Annotated in this window: 17 protein-coding genes and 1 pseudogene; 13 read left to right on the forward strand and 5 right to left on the reverse strand. The window is 75.5% G+C overall.

Going from position 1 to position 17,220, the window contains the following annotated elements:
• Positions 1 to 21: 21 nt before the first annotated feature.
• From ABB07_RS34870 to dhaK, 3 genes are all read right to left on the reverse strand, one after another.
• Complete coding sequence (locus ABB07_RS34870; protein WP_142219242.1) at positions 22 to 432, reverse strand: PTS-dependent dihydroxyacetone kinase phosphotransferase subunit DhaM; 411 nt, start codon at positions 430 to 432, stop codon at positions 22 to 24.
• A complete protein-coding gene (dhaL, locus tag ABB07_RS34875) occupies positions 429 to 1,034 on the reverse strand; it encodes a dihydroxyacetone kinase subunit DhaL (RefSeq protein ID WP_208902449.1) in 606 nt (201 codons plus the stop codon). The genes ABB07_RS34870 and dhaL overlap by 4 nt, the downstream gene beginning before the upstream one ends.
• Positions 1,035 to 1,101: 67 nt before the next feature.
• Positions 1,102 to 2,094, reverse strand: coding sequence for a dihydroxyacetone kinase subunit DhaK (dhaK, locus tag ABB07_RS34880; RefSeq protein WP_208902450.1), 993 nt, complete (start codon positions 2,092 to 2,094; stop codon positions 1,102 to 1,104).
• A 157-nt stretch (positions 2,095 to 2,251) separates the two neighbouring features.
• Between dhaK and ABB07_RS34885 the strand changes: the two genes are divergently transcribed.
• Both ABB07_RS34885 and ABB07_RS34890 read left to right on the forward strand, forming a co-directional pair.
• Complete coding sequence (locus tag ABB07_RS34885) at positions 2,252 to 2,716, forward strand: hypothetical protein (protein ID WP_208902451.1); 465 nt, start codon at positions 2,252 to 2,254, stop codon at positions 2,714 to 2,716.
• 295 nt (positions 2,717 to 3,011) lie between these two features.
• Positions 3,012 to 3,365 (forward strand): DUF3040 domain-containing protein, encoded by a 354-nt coding sequence (locus ABB07_RS34890; protein ID WP_208902452.1) that lies wholly within the window; start codon positions 3,012 to 3,014, stop codon positions 3,363 to 3,365.
• Positions 3,366 to 3,816: 451 nt separating this feature from the next.
• Here ABB07_RS34890 and ABB07_RS34895 read toward each other — a convergent pair whose 3' ends face one another.
• Positions 3,817 to 4,380, reverse strand: coding sequence for a hemerythrin domain-containing protein (locus ABB07_RS34895; protein WP_208902453.1), 564 nt, complete (start codon positions 4,378 to 4,380; stop codon positions 3,817 to 3,819).
• A gap of 201 nt (positions 4,381 to 4,581) precedes the next feature.
• Positions 4,582 to 4,782, reverse strand: coding sequence for a hypothetical protein (locus ABB07_RS34900; protein ID WP_208903852.1), 201 nt, complete (start codon positions 4,780 to 4,782; stop codon positions 4,582 to 4,584).
• A gap of 349 nt (positions 4,783 to 5,131) precedes the next feature.
• On the opposite strand from ABB07_RS34900, the gene ABB07_RS34905 reads away from it, so the two are divergent.
• From ABB07_RS34905 to ABB07_RS34955, 11 genes and pseudogenes are all read left to right on the forward strand, one after another.
• Positions 5,132 to 6,139 (forward strand): NAD-dependent epimerase/dehydratase family protein, encoded by a 1,008-nt coding sequence (locus ABB07_RS34905; RefSeq protein ID WP_208902454.1) that lies wholly within the window; start codon positions 5,132 to 5,134, stop codon positions 6,137 to 6,139.
• Between the two features lie 44 nt (positions 6,140 to 6,183).
• Complete coding sequence (locus ABB07_RS34910; protein WP_208902455.1) at positions 6,184 to 7,818, forward strand: carbamoyltransferase family protein; 1,635 nt, start codon at positions 6,184 to 6,186, stop codon at positions 7,816 to 7,818.
• Positions 7,815 to 8,810, forward strand: coding sequence for a glycosyltransferase family 2 protein (locus ABB07_RS34915; RefSeq protein ID WP_208902456.1), 996 nt, complete (start codon positions 7,815 to 7,817; stop codon positions 8,808 to 8,810). Before ABB07_RS34910 ends, ABB07_RS34915 begins: the two co-directional genes overlap by 4 nt.
• The gene (locus ABB07_RS34920) at positions 8,807 to 9,517 is read left to right on the forward strand and encodes a D-glycero-alpha-D-manno-heptose-1,7-bisphosphate 7-phosphatase (protein WP_208902457.1); all 711 of its coding nucleotides are present in this window, start codon (positions 8,807 to 8,809) and stop codon (positions 9,515 to 9,517) included. The genes ABB07_RS34915 and ABB07_RS34920 overlap by 4 nt, the downstream gene beginning before the upstream one ends.
• 607 nt (positions 9,518 to 10,124) lie before the next feature.
• Entirely contained in the window at positions 10,125 to 11,135 is a 1,011-nt protein-coding gene (locus tag ABB07_RS34925) for a glycosyltransferase family 9 protein (RefSeq protein ID WP_208902458.1), read from the forward strand.
• The gene (locus ABB07_RS34930) at positions 11,132 to 12,094 is read left to right on the forward strand and encodes a glycosyltransferase (protein ID WP_208902459.1); all 963 of its coding nucleotides are present in this window, start codon (positions 11,132 to 11,134) and stop codon (positions 12,092 to 12,094) included. The genes ABB07_RS34925 and ABB07_RS34930 overlap by 4 nt, the downstream gene beginning before the upstream one ends.
• The gene (locus ABB07_RS34935; protein ID WP_208902460.1) at positions 12,091 to 13,323 is read left to right on the forward strand and encodes a glycosyltransferase; all 1,233 of its coding nucleotides are present in this window, start codon (positions 12,091 to 12,093) and stop codon (positions 13,321 to 13,323) included. Before ABB07_RS34930 ends, ABB07_RS34935 begins: the two co-directional genes overlap by 4 nt.
• Entirely contained in the window at positions 13,320 to 14,021 is a 702-nt protein-coding gene (locus ABB07_RS34940) for a D-sedoheptulose-7-phosphate isomerase (RefSeq protein WP_208902461.1), read from the forward strand. The genes ABB07_RS34935 and ABB07_RS34940 overlap by 4 nt, the downstream gene beginning before the upstream one ends.
• On the forward strand, positions 14,018 to 15,442 hold the full coding sequence (locus tag ABB07_RS34945; RefSeq protein ID WP_208902462.1) for a PfkB family carbohydrate kinase: 1,425 nt from the start codon (positions 14,018 to 14,020) through the stop codon (positions 15,440 to 15,442). The genes ABB07_RS34940 and ABB07_RS34945 overlap by 4 nt, the downstream gene beginning before the upstream one ends.
• A 241-nt stretch (positions 15,443 to 15,683) precedes the next feature.
• The gene (locus tag ABB07_RS34950) at positions 15,684 to 16,676 is read left to right on the forward strand and encodes a glycosyltransferase family 9 protein (RefSeq protein ID WP_208902463.1); all 993 of its coding nucleotides are present in this window, start codon (positions 15,684 to 15,686) and stop codon (positions 16,674 to 16,676) included.
• A 74-nt stretch (positions 16,677 to 16,750) separates the two neighbouring features.
• Positions 16,751 to 17,153: pseudogene (locus ABB07_RS34955) on the forward strand (glycosyltransferase family 2 protein); the annotation flags it as partial.
• Between the last annotated feature and the right edge of the window lie 67 nt (positions 17,154 to 17,220).

Below are 17,220 nucleotides of genomic sequence, written 5' to 3' on the forward strand. Positions count from 1 at the left end.
CCGGCCTGTGCCGTGGCCGTGTCACACCTTGCGGTAGCCGTACGCCTCCGTCGCCGCGGCCTCCACGGCGTCCAGGCCGGCCCCGGTGGCGGCGGTGACGACGGCCGCCACCGCCCCCTCGACGAACGGCGCGTCCAGCAGCCGGGTGCCGTCCGGCAGTTCGCCGCCCTCGGCGATCAGCGCCTTCACGGTGAGCACGGCACTGCCGAGATCGGTGAGCACCGCCACCCCGGCGCCCCGGTCCACCGAGGCCGCCGCGGCGCGGATCAGCTCGGCGCTGGTGCCCAGCCCGCCGCCCTCGGTGCCGCCCGCCGGGGCCACGGGCACCGCCGGGGCGCCGCCCGCCAGGCCCTTCGCCAACTCGGCCACCGAGGCGGCCACCTCCGCGCTGTGCGACACCAGCACGATCCCGACCACCTTCTCGTCGCTCACCGTCCGCCCTCCGCCGCCTCTTCCAGAGCGGCGATCAGCAGAGCCGACGAGGTCGCACCCGGGTCCTGGTGGCCGATGCTGCGCTCACCGAGATAGCTCGCCCGGCCCTTGCGGGCCTGCAGCGGGATGGTGGCCACCGCGCCCTCCTCGGCGGCGGCCCGCGCGGCGGCGAAGCCGTCACCGAGCGCGTCCACGGCCGGCACCAGGGCGTCGATCATGGTCTTGTCGCCGGGGGCCGCCCCGCCCAGCGCCATCACCCCGTCCACGCCCGCGCGCAGCGCCTCGGCCAGCTGCTCCTCGCCGACCTCGGCGGCGTCGCCGAGGGCCTTGCCGGTCCGGCGGAGCAGCGTGCCGTACAGCGGCCCGGCCGCGCCGCCGACCGTGGAGATGAGCTGCCGCCCGGCGAGCACCAGAACCGCGCCCGGGGTGTCCGTCGCCTCCTTCTCCAGGGCGGCCCGTACGGCGGTGAAGCCACGCTGCAGATTGCTGCCGTGGTCGGCGTCGCCGATGGCCGAGTCGAGGGCGGTGAGCCGCTCCGCCTCACGGTCGACGGACGCGGCGGTGGCCGCCATCCAACGGCGGAAGAAGTCGGCGTCGAGCACTGGATCTCCTTGCGTGTCAGGGGTGTTGACCGGCGTGCTACGGGTGATGATCGCCTCGTTCGCCGTATCACATCCCCCACCGCAGCGCGGGAGTCTTCACCGGAGCGTCCCACAGCCGCAGCAGCTCCTCGTCGGCCTGACAGAGCGTCACCGACGCGCCCGCCATGTCCAGCGAGGTGACGTAGTTGCCGACGAGGGTGCGGGCCACGGCGACCCCGCGCTCGCGCAGCACCCGCTGCGCCTCGGCGTTGAAGCCGTACAGCTCCAGGAGCGGGGTGGCGCCCATGCCGTTGACCAGCACCAGCACGGGGCTGCTCGGCGGCATGTCCTCCAGGATCGCGTTCACCGCGAAGTCGGCGATCTCCCCCGAGGTCATCATCGGCCGCCGCTCCCGGCCCGGTTCGCCGTGGATGCCGATGCCCAACTCCAGTTCGCCGTCGGGAAGTTCGAAGGTAGGGCTGCCCTTCGCCGGGGTCGTGCAGGCGCTGAGCGCGACACCGAAACTCCGGGAGTTCTCGTTCACCTGACGCCCGATGGACTCGACCCGCTCCAGCGGCTGCCCCTCGGCCGCGGCGGCGCCCGCGATCTTCTCCACGAACAGCGTCGCACCGGTGCCGCGCCGCCCGGCCGTGTACAGGCTGTCGGTCACCGCCACATCATCGTTGACCAGCACCTTGGCGACCTGGATGCCCTCGTCCTCGGCCAGTTCGGCCGCCATGTCGAAGTTGAGCACGTCGCCGGTGTAGTTCTTCACGACGAACAGCACACCGGCACCGCTGTCCACGGCCGCCGCCGCACGCGCCATCTGGTCCGGCACCGGGGAGGTGAACACCTCTCCGGGACAGGCGGCGGCGAGCATGCCCGGGCCGACGAACCCGCCGTGCAGCGGCTCGTGCCCCGACCCGCCACCGGACACCAGCGCGACCTGCCCGGCCACCGGGGCGTCCCGGCGGACGATCACCCGGTTCTCCACGTCGACCGTGAGATCGGGATACGCGGCCGCCAACCCACGCAGCGCGTCCGCCACGACGGTTTCCGGAACGTTGATCAGCATCTTCATGGGTGTCTCCTCGCGAGCTCGGCGCCAGGGCTGAAGGGGGTCGCTCGTCCCGTCTATCGGCAGTATCGGCCTTGGGGCAGCGAAGGTCACCTGTGACGGTGGCTTTACGGTCCGTAGCGCCCGGTCGGCTGACGGTGGCCTGGTTGCATGGTGTCCCATGAACGCCATAGTCACGAGTGTCATCGCGGTCCTCGGCACCCTGCTGGGCTCCACGGTGACGCATGTCTTCCAGCAGCGATCGGCACGGCGCACGGAGCACAACGCCCGCAAGGAGCGGCTGCGTCAGGAGCGGCTGGAGGTGTTCGGCGCGTACGCCGGACTGCTCGTCGATTTCCGCCAGGCCATGCTGCATCACTGGTTCTGTCTGCATGAGGGCCGCGACGCCGAGGACGAAGTCACGCTGCGCCGCCGGTCGTTCGAGCTTCGCTCCAGCACGCAGCACGCCCTGTTCCAACTCCAGCTGATCACCGACGAGCCCGAACTCATCGCCGTCGCGGTCGACGCTTTCACGGCGGTCGGCAAGATCGATCGGGCGGAGGAGCGCGCCGACGTCATCATCCGACGGGACGCGACTCGCGCCTTGATCGACGCTTTCGTCGGGACGGCACGCCGGCAGGTCTAGGGCTGGCCCTTGCGGTGGCGCGCGATCAGGGCCGCCACTTCCTCGGGTTCGGTGATACGGCCGGTCGTGACAGCCGCCCACTCCTCCGGACAGCTTCCCGGCACGGCCGGCGCCCCGCCGCCGGACACCGTCGACCCCTCCGGTACAGCGTCCCGGCACGCGAGAACGGCGGGAGGACGGCTGCGGCCGCGGCGGCCTCCGGCGGGCGCTCGCGGCTCCGCATCGGCCGTGCCGTCCGGGGAACTCGGGCGCCCGGGGACGGAAACCGCCGGTCGGCGGAGGAGGTGCCGTTGCCGTGGACGACTGGGAGACATGGGAGACGCACGACGAGGTACGGCTGTCGCCACGCGAACGCGTCGCGCTGCTGCAGATCGAGGCCCGCCTCAGGCAGGACCGCAGGTTCGCGCGCCGCATGGGCGACCTGCGCGGAGAGGTGTGGCTGCCGGTGGCGGTACTCCTGCTGGGCATCGCCTCGGCGTTCGCGGCCGTCATGGGTGTCCGTACGTCGGACCCCGCAGTGCTCTGGTGCTTCGCGCTGCTCTGCCCACTGACCCTCCTCCAGGCGTTCCGCCTCCTACGACGAGCGATCCACCACCGCGCCCGCGCCCGCTCCGGGGACGCGGGCCGTATGCGGCGGCCGTGGCTGTGAGGCGCTGGGGCCAGGGACCGCGGACGGGGTTCCCGCGCCTGTCGGCGGGTGGCCGTTGCTCCGTGGCGACGATTGCTCCGTGGCGACGATCGGCGGTCCCGCTGGCTGGTACGGCACTGGTGGGGGTCACAGGCCGAGGGCGGTCCCGTTGCCTCCTCGCCGCGCGGCCCGAGAACGCCGGTGACCGGGCGCAGGGTGTCGCGTGGCGACGTGTGGCGAGGTGGCGGCTGGGCGAGACGCCGCGAGACGACGATGACCGGCCAGGCCTTGTGCCAACCAGGCCTTGTGCCAGTGCGAGACGACGATGTCAGTCAGCCAGCCGCCCGCCGCCGACGCCGGGCCAACCCCGGACCAGCACCCGCCGCCGACGCCGGGCCAACCCCGGACCAGCAGGGGCCCGGTGTCGGCCCGGGGAACGTCGGGGACTCGGTTGGACCCCCTGGACCCTCCCTCAGCTCTCCTTCCCCCGGCCCGACAGCGCGTCGCGCATGCGGTCGACCAGGCCCGCTCCCGGGGCCAGCAGTTTGTTGGCCGGGGGCGTGTCCGGTGCCGAGGGGTGGGGACGGGTGGGGGCCATCTTCTTCGCGCGGCGTACCTTGTCGCCCAGGTCCATCAGCGCGTCCGCCGGACAGGCGGCCTCCAGCTTGGGGAAGAGGTTCTGCTCCTCGTCCATCACATGGGAGCGGATCTCGCTCATCAGCTGGGCCATGAGCGTGTCGAACTGCGGATCGTCCGCCTGCATGCCCTCCATGTCCTTCATGATCCGCTCGGCCTTGGCATGGTCCTCGAGCTCCTTGTCGGCCATCGCGTCCCCACCCGTGACGTGCTCGCGCACCGCCGGGTACAAATAGGACTCCTCCGCGACCGAGTGCCGTACCAGCTCGATCGTCGCCTGGTCGGCGAGGTCCTTGCGGTCCTTTGAGCCGGGCGGCAGCGCCTCGATACGCCCGAAGATCTCCTCGACCTCACGGTGATCGGTCGTCAGCTCCTGGATGACGTTTCCGCCGTGACCCATGTCGTCACCTCCTGCGAGACATCGCGGCGGCCCATGAGCGGCCTGCCGTCGCCGCGCCGAGTGCCCCACGCACGGCCCGCTACACGGCCCACCCGCTCCACGGCCCCCCAGGTGCACATCGCCTTCGCCTGCGATCAGCGGACCGCGTGGTCGGCGCCGTGGCGCCGCCGTGCCCAGGGCGCCGCGGCGGAAACCGGGGCTTCACGCCGTGTCGCGCCGGATGGCCGCCCCGGTCGGCGCGGCCGACGCGTGCCGCTGGGCCGGCACGTCCCCGGCCGTCGCCTCGCCGTCGCCTCGCCGTCCCGGAAACTGAACCAGCCGGTCAGCAGCACGCGCCCGGGAGACCGGCCGGTGCGGCTGCCGCAGGGCACGCAGCAGGGCGGCCGTGACCTCGTCGTGCATGGCCCTCACGAACTCTTTCCGGATGGCGCCGCCGACCGGTCCGGGCGTCGCCTCAGGCCCCTCTCCACCTGGCTCGACGTCGTTGAAGTCGCGCGAGGACCCGGCCTTCCGGACAATAAGGATGCAACGTGTGAAACCAACTGGCAGGGGAACTTCAGTGCCAGTGCCGTCCAGCCAGCGGCGGCCGACCAGGGCGGTCCTCCGGACCAGCGGGGACCGAGCCCTCTCCTCAGCTTCCCCAGCACTTCCCCCAGCGGGCCGACCCTCTCGGCCCGTTGTCGCGGTGCGCGCGGAACGCACAGGCACGAGCGTTCCGGGGGCGCGACGACGTGGACGAAGGAACAGCCCCATGACTGGTGACACACCGTTTTCCTGGCGGCGCGCCCTCGTGACCGGAGGCGCCGGCTTCCTCGGCTCCCATCTGTGCGAACGGCTGCTGGATTCGGGGGTCGAAGTCGACTGCGCCGACAACCTCGCCTGCGGGCGCAGGGAGAACGTCGCCGCGCTGGAGGACCGGCCGGGTTTCCGGTTCGCGCAGGTCGACGTCTCCGCGCCCGACTGCGCGGAGCGGCTGCCGGGACCGTACGACCTGGTGCTGCACTTCGCCTGCCCGGCCTCGCCCGCCGACTATCTGCGCCTGCCCCTGGAGACCCTGGACGCCGGCAGCCTCGGCACCCGCAACGCGCTCGCGATCGCCGAACGCGACGGGGCGCGCCTCCTGCTCGCGTCGACCTCCGAAGTGTACGGCGATCCGCTGGTGCACCCCCAGCACGAGGGCTACTGGGGCAATGTGAACCCGGTCGGGCCGCGCAGCGTGTACGACGAGTCCAAGAGGTTCGCCGAGGCGCTCGTCACCGCGCACGCCAGGACCAGGTCCACCGACGCCGGGATCGTGCGGCTGTTCAACACCTACGGGCCGCGGATGCGGGCCCACGACGGCCGCGCGGTGCCCACCTTCATCTGCCAGGCGCTGGCCGGTGAGCCGCTCACCGTGGCCGGCGACGGCAGCCAGACCCGCTCGCTGTGCTACGTGGACGACACCGTCGACGGCATACTGCGGGTGGCCGCCAGCAGGTCGGTGCGGCCCGTGAACATCGGCGGCAGCGACGAGATCACCGTCGCCGACCTGGCCCGCCGGGTGGTCGCCCTGACCGGCTCCCGCTCCCCGATCGCGTTCGTCGACCGGCCCGTCGACGACCCGGGCAGGCGCCGCCCCGACACCACCCTCGCGCGCGAACTGCTCGGCTGGTCGCCGCAGATCCCCTGGGAGGAGGGGCTGAAGCAGACCATCGCCTACTTCGCCGCCCAGCCCCCCGAACCGGTCCCGAGGCAGGAGGACCCGGCACCGCAGCCCTGACCGCCGCCCCGACCCCCGACCGCCCGCCGCCCTGGAGACAGCGCATGCACGTCCTCGGTATCAACGCACTCTTCCACGACCCCGCGGCCGCCCTGATCACCGACGGCAAGGTCGTGGCGGCGGCGGAGGAGGAGCGGTTCTCGCGCCGCAAACACGGCAAGCGGCCCGTGCCCTTCTCCGCGTGGGAGCTGCCGGAGCAGTCCGCCCGCTGGTGCCTGGAACAGGCCGGCCTCACCCCGTCCGACCTGGACGCCGTCGCCTACTCCTACGACCCCTCGCTCGCCCGCCCGGCCGAGCGGATGGGCCTGGACGACCCCTGGGACCACCTGCGCCAGCACTACGCCCGCCAGGCCCCGGACTTCCTTGCCGAGGCGCTGCCCGGTCTGGACCCGGCGAAGGTCAGGTTCGTCCCGCACCACGTGGCCCACGCCGCCTCCGCCGGGCCGGTCTCGCCGTACCCGGACTGCGCCGTCCTCGTCCTCGACGGCCGCGGCGAGTGCGGCTCCCACCTGGCGGGCCGCTACACCAACCGTGAGCTGACCGTCCTCGGCACCCAGCAACTGCCGGACTCCCTCGGCCTGTTCTACGAGGACCTCACCCAGCACCTCGGCTTCCTGCGCAGCAGCGACGAGTTCAAGGTGATGGCGCTCGCCTCCTACGGCACCCCGCGCTTCGCCGAGCGACTGCGGCAGTACGTCCACCCCGACGACCAGGGCGGCTTCCGGGCCCGCCCGGTGCCGTGGGCCGACCTCGTACCGGCCCGCCCCGCGGGCGGCGCCTGGCGCCAGGACCACGCCGACCTGGCAGCCAGTGCCCAGCTCTGTCTGGAGGAGGCCATGCTCGCCCTCGCGCGGTGGCTGCGCGAGCGCACCGGGGAGAGCACGCTCACCCTGGCCGGCGGTGTCGCCCTCAACTGCGTGGCCAACACCCGGCTGTGGCGCGAGAGCGGCTTCGAGCGGGTGTGGGTCCAGCCCGCCGCCGGAGACGCCGGTACGGCCCTGGGCGCGGCCGCGCACGTCGCCGGCCAGAAGGACACGCTGGAGCCGATGCCGACCGCCGCGCTCGGCCGCGGCTGGAGCGACGCCGAGCTGCGCCAGTGGCTTCAGCGGGCCGCCGTACCGTACGAGGAGCCCGCCGACATCGCCGAGACGGCCGCCGAGGCGCTGGCCGCCGACGGGATCGTGGCCTGGTTCCAGGGCCGCAGCGAGTACGGGCCGCGCGCCCTCGGCCACCGCTCGCTGCTCGCCCACCCCGGCAAGGCGGACAACCTGGAGCGGCTCAACGCGGTCAAGGGCCGCGAGGAGTTCCGGCCGGTCGCGCCCATGGTGCTCGCGGAACGCGCGGCCGAGATCTTCGACGGACCGCTGCCCAGCCCGCACATGCTCTTCGTGCACGACGTGGCCGCCGGCTGGAAGGCCCGCGTCCCAGCCGTGGTGCACGTCGACGGCACCGCCCGCGTCCAGACCGTCGACCGCGCCCAGGAACCGCTGGTCGCGCGGATGATCGACGGCTTCGAGCGCCGCACCGGGCTGCCGGTGGTCGTCAACACCAGCCTGAACACCGCGGGCCGGCCCATGGTCGACGACCCGCGCGACGCCCTGGAGTGCTTCGGCTCCGCGCCGGTGGACCTGCTGGTGCTGGGCCCGTTCGCGATCCGCCGCGGGAAGGCGTTCGCATGACCGACGCGCCCGCCTACACCGTAGTCGTCCCGACGATCGGCCGCCCCTGCCTCGCCGAGTGCCTGTGCGCGCTCGCCGCGGCCGAAGGCCACCCCCCGGACGAGGTGATCGTCGTGGACGACCGGCCCGAGTGCGACGGCGAACTGCCGCTGGCCGAGGCCGGACCACTGCTCGACCGGGTACGGACCCTGCGCACCGGGGGCAAGGGCCCGGCCGCCGCCCGCAACGCCGGCTGGCGCACGGCCGGGACACCGTGGACCGTCTTCCTCGACGACGACGTCCAGGTGCTCCCGGACTGGTCCCGGCTGCTCGCCGAGGACCTGCGGGCGGCCGGCGAGGACGTCGGCGGCATCCAGGGACAGCTGCGTGTCCCCCTGCCCCTGGACCGCCGGCCCACCGACTGGGAACGAGGCACCAAGGGTCTGGAGAACGCCGCCTGGGCCACCGCCGACATGGCCTACCGCACCGAGGCGCTCGCCCGGGTCGGCGGCTTCGACGAACGCTTCCCGCGCGCCTTCCGCGAGGACGCCGACCTCGCCCTGCGGGTACAGCGGGCCGGCTGGACGCTGCGGCGCGGCCGCCGCATCACCCGGCACCCCGTGCGCCCGGCCCACTGGTGGGCCTCGCTGCCCGCGCAGCGCGGCAACGCCGACGACGCGCTGATGAACCGGCTGCACGGCCGCGACTGGTGGGACCGCGCCAAGGCACCCCGCGGCCGGCTGCCCCGCCACGCGGTGGTGACCGGTGCCGCTCTCGCGGCGGCCGCCTGCGCGCTGGCCGGACGCCGCCGCGCCGCGACCGTCTGTACGGCCCTGTGGACGCTCGGCACCCTCGAGTTCGCCCTCGCCCGCATCCTGCCCGGCCCCCGTACCGCCCGCGAGATCGCCGGGATGCTCGGCACCAGTGTGCTCATCCCGCCCCTCGCCGTCCGGCACTGGCTGCGCGGAGTCCTCCGCCACCGGCACGCCGAACCGCTGGGAGGTGCCGGGTGACCCCTTTCTCCGCCGTCCTGTTCGACCGCGACGGCACCCTCGTGGCGGACGTGCCCTACAACGGCGACCCCGAGCGCGTCCGGCTCCTGCCCGGCGCGGCCGAGGCCGTGGCACTCGCGCGCTCCCTCGGCCTGGCCACGGGCGTGGTCAGCAACCAGTCCGGCGTCGGGCGCGGCCTCATCACCGCCGACGACGTACGCCGGGTCAACGAACGCGCCGACGCCCTGCTGGGCGGCCTGGACACCTGGGTCTTCTGCCCGCACACCCCGGAAACGGGCTGCGACTGCCGCAAGCCCCGCCCCGGCCTGATCCTCACGGCCGCCGCCCGACTCGGTGTCCCGCCCGCCGCGTGCCTGGTGATCGGTGACATCGCGGCGGACGTCCTCGCGGCCCGCGCGGCCGGCGCCCACGCACTGCTCGTACCGAACCCGGCCACGGCCCCGGCGGAGGTCGCCCGTTTCGCCGACCAGAGCGCCCCGACATCCTCACCGCGATCCGCACGGCGCTCACGGGGGCGGCGGGGGCGCGGCCGCCTTGGCGGGGCGCGGCGGCCCCTGGCGGGGCATGGCCGTCTTCGCGGGTTGCGGCGGCCCCTGAGGGGGCGCGGCCGTCTTCGCGCCGCGCGGCGGTCCCGGACCGGGCGCGGCCGACTTCGCCCGACGCGGCGGCCCCGGACCGGACCCGTACTTCTACTCGGGGCGCGATGAGCCCGGATCAGACCTGCTCGTCCTCGCCGGACGCGACCGTCCCGGCCCGGGCCCGGCCATCCCGGCAGGGCGCCGTGGCGCCGGCCCAGGCGGGGCCGCCCGAGTCGGACCCGACGGCCCCCGGCGGTGTGCGGTCCTCCGAACGGGATACGGCGGTCGCCGGCCGTACGCGGTCGCCTGCGCCGGCCACGGAGGGTCCGGCCGGGATGTGGCTGTCCCGGCCGCACGAGGCGACGCCTGGCCCCGGGCAGTTCCGCGAGTCGGACCCGACGGCCCCCGGCGGTGTGCGGTCCTCCGAACGGGATACGGCGGTCGCCGGCCGTACACGGTCGCCTGCGCAGGCCACGGAGGGTCCGGCCATGATGTGGCTGTCCCGGCCGCACGAGGCGACGCCTGGCCCCGGGCGGTCCCGCGAGGCGGACGTGGTGGCGCCTGGCCCGGGGCGGGTGTCCGAGGCGGACGTGGTGGTGCCTGGCCCGGGGCGGGTGTCCGAGGCGGACGTGGGGGCGCCGGGCCCGGCGGGGTCCGGTGAAACCGGCGCGGTGCTGTCAGGCCGGGCGTGGCGCTCGGCGCCGGACTCGGCGGGAGCGGGAAGGGGGCGGTCGGGATGAAGTGCCTCGTCGTGCGGCTGGACAGCTTCGGTGACGTGTTGCTCGCCGGTCCGGCCGTGCGTGCCGTCGCCGCGCACAGCGCGCGGGTCACCATGCTGTGCGGCCCGCGCGGCGCGGACGCCGCCCGCCTGCTGCCCGGGGTCGACGAGGTGCTGGTGTGGGAGGCGCCCTGGGAGGGTTTCGACCCGCCCGAGGTGAGCGCGGCGGACATCGACGCCCTGCTCGGCCGGCTGCGCGCCGCGGCCTTCGACGCCGCGCTCGTGCTCACGTCCTTCCACCAGAGCCCGTTGCCCACCGCGCTGCTGCTGCGGCTGGCCGGCATCGGCAGGATCGGCGCCGACAGCGTCGACCACCCCGGGCGGCTGCTCGACGTACGGCACCGGCGGCTGCCGGGCCGCCACGAGGTGGAGGCGGCCCTCGACACCGCCGCAGCCATGGGTTTCCGGCCGCCCCCCGGCGATGACGGCCGGCTGCGCGTCCTGCCGTCACCGGACACCAGTGCCCTGACCGGCAACGGCCCGTACGTCGTCCTGCACCCCGGAGCCAGCGCCCCCGCCCGCGCCTGGCACCCACGGCGCTGCGCGGACGCGGTCGCCCTGCTCGCCGACGCCGGGCACCGCGTGGTCGTCACCGGCGGCCCGCACGAGACCGTGCTCACCCGGTGCGTGAGCGGCGACGCGGGCATCGACCTCGGCGGCCGGACCTCCCCGCGCACCCTCGCCGGGGTGCTGCGCATGGCCGACGTCGTGATCAGCGCCAACACCGGGCCCGCCCACCTCGCGGCCGCCGTCGGCACCCCGGTCGTGTCCCTCTTCGCGCCCGTGGTCCCGGCCGAGCGCTGGGCCCCGTACGGCGTCCCGGTCATCCTGCTCGGCGACCAGTCGGCGCCGTGCGCGAACACCCGGGCGCTGACCTGCCCGGTGCCCGGGCACCCCTGTCTGGACGAGGTCACCGGACAGGACGTGGTGCGCGCGGTGCACAAGCTCATCCAGGAGCGGCACACATGAACATCCTCGTCTGGCACGTGCACGGATCGTGGCTCACCGCCTTCGTGCAGGGCCCGCACACCTACCTGGTCCCGGTCACCGACGACCGCGGCCCCGACGGACTCGGCCGCGCCGTGACCTGGGACTGGCCCGGGACCGTCCAGGAGCGGACGCCGAAGGAGCTGTGGGACCGCGACATCGACCTGATGGTGCTGCAGCGGCCGCACGAACTCGACCTCGCCCTGCGCTGGACCGGCCGGCGGCCCGGCGTGGACGTGCCCGCCGTGTACGTCGAGCACAACAGCCCCGACGCGTCCCCCGAACGTCAACTCCACCCACTGGCCGGGCAGTCGGCGATCCCGGTCGTGCACGTCACCCACTTCAACCGGCTGATGTGGGACAGCGGCCAGGCCCCCACCGAGGTCGTGGAGCACGGCATCATCGACCCCGGCCCGCTGTACACCGGCACCGAGCGGCGCGCCGCCGTCGTGGTCAACGAGCCGGTGCGCAGGGGCCGTACGACCGGCACCGACCTGCTGCCCCGCCTGGCCCGGTCCGCGCCGCTCGACGTCTTCGGCATGCGCACCGAAGGCCTCGCCGAACACCTCGGCCTGCCCCCCGAACGCTGCCGCACCCGCGATCTGCCCCAGCACGAACTGCACCGCGAGATGGCCCGCTGCCGGCTCTATCTGCACCCCGTGCGCTGGACCTCGCTCGGGCTGTCCCTGCTGGAGGCGATGTTCCTGGGCATGCCGGTGGTCGCCCTCGACACCACCGAGGTGCGCGAGGCCGTACCCGGGGGCGCCGGGGTGGTCTCGAACCGCCTCGAGGTACTGGAGGACGCCGTACGGGCCTTCCTCGCCGAACCCGCGCTCGCCCGCCGCACCGGCGCCGCGGCCCGGGCCGCTGCCCGGGCCCGCTACGGAGAGCGGCGCTTCCTGGACGACTGGGAACGCCTGATCAAGGAGGTCACCCGATGAGCCGCATCCCGTCCACCGCCGGACGCGTCGCCCTGGTCTCCGAGCACGCCAGCCCGCTGGCCGCGCTCGGCGGACCGGACGCCGGCGGCCAGAACGTGTACGTGGCACAGGTCGCCCGGCAGCTCGCCAGAAAGGGATACCGGGTCACGGTGTACACCCGGCGGGACTCGGCGGGCCTGCCGGACCGGGTGACCCTCATCGACGGGGTACAGGTGGTGCACGTGCCCGCCGGACCGCCCGTGCCCGTCCCCAAGGACGAACTCCTGCCGCACATGGCGGAGTTCGGTTCGTACCTGGCCCGGCAGTGGTCGCTGAGCCCACCGGACGTGGTGCACTCCCACTTCTGGATGTCGGGCCTGGCGGCCCTGGCGGGCGTCCGGGAGCTCGGCATACCCGTCGTGCAGACCTATCACGCGCTGGGCACGGTGAAGAAGCGCTACCAGGGCGCCGCCGACACCAGCCCCCCGCAGCGCCTCGCCATCGAGGAGGCCGTCGGCCACGAGTGCGCCCGCATCATCGCCACCTGCAGCGACGAGGTCGCCGAACTGAAGGCCATGGGCCTGGACGAGGAGCGGATCAGCGTCGTGCCCTGCGGGGTCGACCCCGACCGGTTCACGCCCGCCCCCGGCGCCCGCCCGGCCGGTGCGCGCAGGCGGCTGCTGGCCGTCGGCCGGCTGGTGCCCCGCAAGGGCTTCGACCGTGCCATCCGCGCCCTGGCCTCCATCCCCGACGCCGAACTGCTCGTCGCGGGCGGCCCCGAGGCCGACCTGCTCGGCATCGACACCGAGGCCCGGCGCCTGCGCACCCTCGCCGGCGAATACGGCGTCAGCGACCGCGTCACCCTGCTCGGCGGGGTCGGCAGGGCCCGGATGCCCCGGCTGATGGCCGGCGCCGACCTCGTGCTGTCCCTGCCGCGCTACGAGCCGTTCGGCATCGTCCCGCTGGAGGCCATGGCCTGCGCCACGCCGGTCGTCGCCACCGCGGTCGGCGGCCAGCTCGACACGGTCGTGGACGGCACCACGGGCGTCCTGGTCCCGGCCGACGACGACTACGACCTCGGCGCGGTCGTGCGCTCGCTGCTCGCCGACCCCGACCGGCTCGCCCGGTACGGAGCCGCCGGCCGGGAGCGGGTGCTGACCCACTACACCTGGGACCGGGTGGCGGACGGAGTGGCGGGGGTGTACGGCGCCGTCGCCCCGGTCCCCCGGCTCTCGGGGGTGGTGCGATGAAGACCGCCGGCGACACCACGCACTGCGACGACCTCGCCAAGGCCCTGGACGCGTTCCGCGAGCACGAGTCCCGCATCGCGGAGTGGGGCGGCGAACTCGCCCGCCGCCTGGGCGCGGGGGCCCGGCTGCTGGTCGCGGGCAACGGCGGCAGCGCCGCCCAGGCGCAGCACCTGACGGCCGAACTCGTCGGCCGCTACCGCGACGACCGGCCGCCGTTCTCCGCCGTCGCCCTGCACGCCGACACCTCCTCCACCACCGCGATCGCCAACGACTACGGCGTCCAGGAGATCTTCGCCCGGCAGACCGTCGCCCACGGCCGCCCCGGAGACGTGCTCATGCTGCTGTCCACCAGCGGCGCGAGCGCCAATCTGCTGACCGCCGCCGAGCGCGCCCGCCGCCTGGGCATGACGGTGTGGGCGCTGACCGGCCGGGCACCCAACCCGCTGCAGCTCGGCGCCGACGACGCGCTGTGCGTGGACGCGCCGGTCGCCGCCACCGTGCAGGAACTCCACCTGGTCGCCGTGCACATGCTGTGCGAGGCCTTCGACCGGGCCGTCGAGCGCGGGGAGGCCGGCCGGGCCGGCTGCGACGGGGTGGACGGCAGGCCGGGCGTCGTCGGCCGGCTCGTCGGCCGGGCCCGTACCGTCGGCCGGTCCACGCCCGGTGCGCCCGCTGCCCGCAGGAGGGGAGACACATGACGAGCCCGCGCACACCGCTGGTCGTCGTGGGCGACGCGCTGCTCGACCACGACCTGTGCGGCCGGGCCGAACGCCTGGCCCCGGACGCCCCCGTGCCGGTGGTGCAGGGCACCCGGCGCAGCTCCCGGCCCGGCGGCGCGGCCCTCGCCGCCTGCCTCGCCGCCGCCGACGGCCGCCCGGTCACGCTCGTCACCGCCCTCGGCGACGACACCGCCAGCGACATCCTGCGCGGGCTGCTGGCCGGCCGGCTGGACCTGGTGGAGGTGCCGCTGGAAGGCACGCTGAGCAGCAAGACCCGGGTCATGGCCGGAGACCGGCCGCTGCTCCGCCTGGACGACGGCGAGGGACGCGCCCGCGCGGCGACGGGGGCCGCCGAGGACGCCGTCACCGGTGCCGCCGGCATCCTGGTCGCCGACTACGGCCGGGGCACCGCCGACGTCCTCCGGACGGCGCTGGCCACCGCCGCCGGCCGCACACCCATGGTCTGGGACCCCCATGTGCGCGGCCAGGCCCCGGTCCCCGGCGTCCGCCTGGCCACGCCCTCCGCGCAGGAGGCCCGCGCCTTCGCCCGGCAGTCGGACACCACCGGGGAGGCCGGCGACGGGGCGGGACTGCGCACCGCCGCCCGGGACGCCCGCACCCTGGTCCGGGCCTGGCAGGCGCGGGCCGTCGCCGTGACCCTCGGCGAGCGCGGCGCCCTGCTCTCCCACGGCGAGACCCCGCTGCTGGTACCGACCCCGGCCGCGGTGGCGGGCGACCCCTGCGGCGCCGGCGACCGGTTCGCCGCGGCGGCGGCCGGTGAACTCGCCGACGGCGCGCTCACCGAGGCCGCCGTGCGGGCCGCCGTCCACGCCGCGACCCGCTACGTCGCCGAGGGCGGCGCCCGCGCGGTCGCCACCGAGGAGCGGGCGGACACCCCCGAGCCCGCCCCGGCGGACGGCGACATCACCGGGGACGCCGTGCGCCTGGCCGCCCGGGTCCGGACCGCGGGCGGCACCGTCGTCGCCGCGGGCGGCTGCTTCGACCTGCTGCACGCCGGTCACGTCGCCCTCCTGCAGGCCGCCCGCCGGGCCGGCGACTGCCTGATCGTCTGCGTGAACTCCGACGACTCCGTGCGCCGCCGCAAGGGCACCGGCCGCCCCCTGGTGCCGGCCGCCGACCGGGTCCGGGTGCTGCGCGCCCTGGAGTGCGTCGACGCGGTCGCCGTGTTCGACGAGGACACGCCCGAACGCGTCCTCGGCGAACTCCGCCCGCACATCTGGGCCAAGGGCGGCGACTACGCCCGCACCGAACTGCCCGAACAGCCCCTGGTGGAGAGCTGGGGCGGCCAGGTCCTCCTGCTGCCCTACCTCGACGGCCGTTCCACCACCGGCCTCGCCCGCCGAGCCGCCCAGGCACCGGCCGCGGGACGTACGTCATGATCGCCGGGTACTCGGCACGCCCACCGGCTCCGCCCGCCGCGGAACGGGTCCGGTACGGCACCGGAGCGGCCGCCGTGGCACCGGCCCGGCCGTCCGTGGCCCCCGGCGGGCCCGGCGCGACGACGACCGGTCGCGCTCCGGTGCCCGGCGCGCTCCGCGCACCACACCGCCGGCCGGCCGCGGCGCGGGCCTGCCCTCACCCGACCAGCCACCCCGTCCCACATACCGGAGGGCCCACTCGGTGACCCACATCCCGCCCCACCCCCCGACCGTCCTGGTGCTGCGCGCGCTGGGCCTCGGTGACCTGCTGGCCGGTGTGCCCGCGTTGCGGGGCATCCGCCGGGCCTTCCCGGACCACCGGATCCTGCTCGCCCTGCCCCCGGGGCTGACCGAGCCGGCCCTGGCCACCGGGGCGATCGACGCCGTGTTCCCGGCCGAGGCCCCCGGCCGGGCGGTGCCGTCCCTCATCCACTGGACCGGCCCGCCGCCCGACCTGGCCGTCGACCTGCACGGCAACGGCCCCGAGAGCCGCGACGCCCTCGCCGCCGTGCACCCGCGCCGGCTGCTCGCCCATGCCTGCCCGGACGGCCCGCCCTGGCCGGCGCAGGCCCACGAACGGGACCGCTGGTGCGCCTTCCTGAAGGCCTACGGCATCCCGGCCGACCCCCTGGACCTGCGGCTGCCCCGGCCGGGGAACCGGTCCCGGGCGCCCGGCGCCGTGGTCGTGCACCCCGGCGCGGCCTCCGGCTCCCGCCGCTGGCCGGGGGAGCGGTTCGCCGCCGTCGTGGAGCGCCTGCGCGCGGCCGGATTCCATGTGGTGCTCACCGGCGGCCCCGGCGAGGAGGCCCTGGTGCGTTCGGTCGCCGAACGCGGCGGACTGGACGCCGGGGACGTGTTCTCCGGCGGCCTTCCCCACCGGGAGCTGTCCGCGCTGGTCGCCGAGGCATCCCTGGTGCTCAGCGGCGACACCGGAGTGGCGCACCTCGCGTTCGCCCACGGCACCCGCTCCGTCACCCTGTTCGGCCCCGTCTCCCCGAGCCTGTGGGGCCCGCCCCCGAGCCCCCGCCACCTGGCCCTGTGGAAGCCCGGCCCGCCCGGCGATCCGCACGGCCGCACCCCCGACGCCCGGCTGCTGCGCATCCGCTCGGCGGAGGTCGCCGCGGCCTGCCTGACGCTGCTCGAACCGGCCGACGGCGGGCGGCGGGCCGGACCGGAGGTGGCGCGCGTCCGCTGAACCCGGCAGCCTGCGGCGCGCCGCCGACCTGCTCGACGCCCGGCCCGGCTCGCCGCCGGCACCGCGCGGATCGTGCCGGCGGCTTCCATCCCGGCCTGTGGCTCGGCGGCGAGGAAGAGCTGCTCGCCCGCGACCTGCCGCGCCGGGGCTGGTGGCCCGGCCTGCGCCGAGGACCTCACCGTCCACCACCACGCCTCCCGGCTGCGGGACAGCACGGCCCGCAGCGTGCTCGGGATCCGCAACGCCCTGTGGTTCACCTGGCTGCGCCGCCCGCTGCTGCCTGCGCCGCGCCGCACCGGGCATCTGATGCGCACCGTGCCCCAGGACATCGCCTCCGCGCGCGCCTTCGCTCACGCCACCGCCCGGCCGCCGTGGGCGCTGCGCCGGCGCGGCCCGGTGCCGCCCGAGCTGGAGCGGCGGCTGGCGGCGCTGGAGCGGGCCCGTCGGACCTCACCCGCCCGGCGGTATGTCGGCTGAACCGCCCCGGGGGTGCGACACGCCCGGGCAGAATCGTTGCGTCAGGCCTGGCGCGGGGGCACAGTGA

The sequence above is a fragment of the Streptomyces incarnatus genome (assembly GCF_001027185.1).
In the GTDB taxonomy this organism is placed as follows: domain Bacteria; phylum Actinomycetota; class Actinomycetes; order Streptomycetales; family Streptomycetaceae; genus Streptomyces; species Streptomyces puniciscabiei.

Bases quoted from the DNA above. Each gene is read 5' to 3' on its own strand.
- dhaK (WP_208902450.1), bottom strand. From the start codon at position 2,094: ATGAAGATGCTGATCAACGTTCCGGAAACCGTCGTGGCGGACGCGCTG.
- ABB07_RS34900 (WP_208903852.1), bottom strand. From the start codon at position 4,782: ATGCACGACGAGGTCACGGCCGCCCTGCTGCGTGCCCTGCGGCAGCCG.
- ABB07_RS34930 (WP_208902459.1), top strand. From the start codon at position 11,132: ATGAACATCCTCGTCTGGCACGTGCACGGATCGTGGCTCACCGCCTTC.
- ABB07_RS34915 (WP_208902456.1), top strand. From the start codon at position 7,815: ATGACCGACGCGCCCGCCTACACCGTAGTCGTCCCGACGATCGGCCGC.
- ABB07_RS34905 (WP_208902454.1), top strand. From the start codon at position 5,132: ATGACTGGTGACACACCGTTTTCCTGGCGGCGCGCCCTCGTGACCGGA.
- ABB07_RS34910 (WP_208902455.1), top strand. From the start codon at position 6,184: ATGCACGTCCTCGGTATCAACGCACTCTTCCACGACCCCGCGGCCGCC.
- ABB07_RS34935 (WP_208902460.1), top strand. From the start codon at position 12,091: ATGAGCCGCATCCCGTCCACCGCCGGACGCGTCGCCCTGGTCTCCGAG.
- ABB07_RS34885 (WP_208902451.1), top strand. From the start codon at position 2,252: ATGAACGCCATAGTCACGAGTGTCATCGCGGTCCTCGGCACCCTGCTG.
- ABB07_RS34945 (WP_208902462.1), top strand. From the start codon at position 14,018: ATGACGAGCCCGCGCACACCGCTGGTCGTCGTGGGCGACGCGCTGCTC.
- ABB07_RS34940 (WP_208902461.1), top strand. From the start codon at position 13,320: ATGAAGACCGCCGGCGACACCACGCACTGCGACGACCTCGCCAAGGCC.
- ABB07_RS34925 (WP_208902458.1), top strand. From the start codon at position 10,125: ATGAAGTGCCTCGTCGTGCGGCTGGACAGCTTCGGTGACGTGTTGCTC.
- ABB07_RS34895 (WP_208902453.1), bottom strand. From the start codon at position 4,380: ATGGGTCACGGCGGAAACGTCATCCAGGAGCTGACGACCGATCACCGT.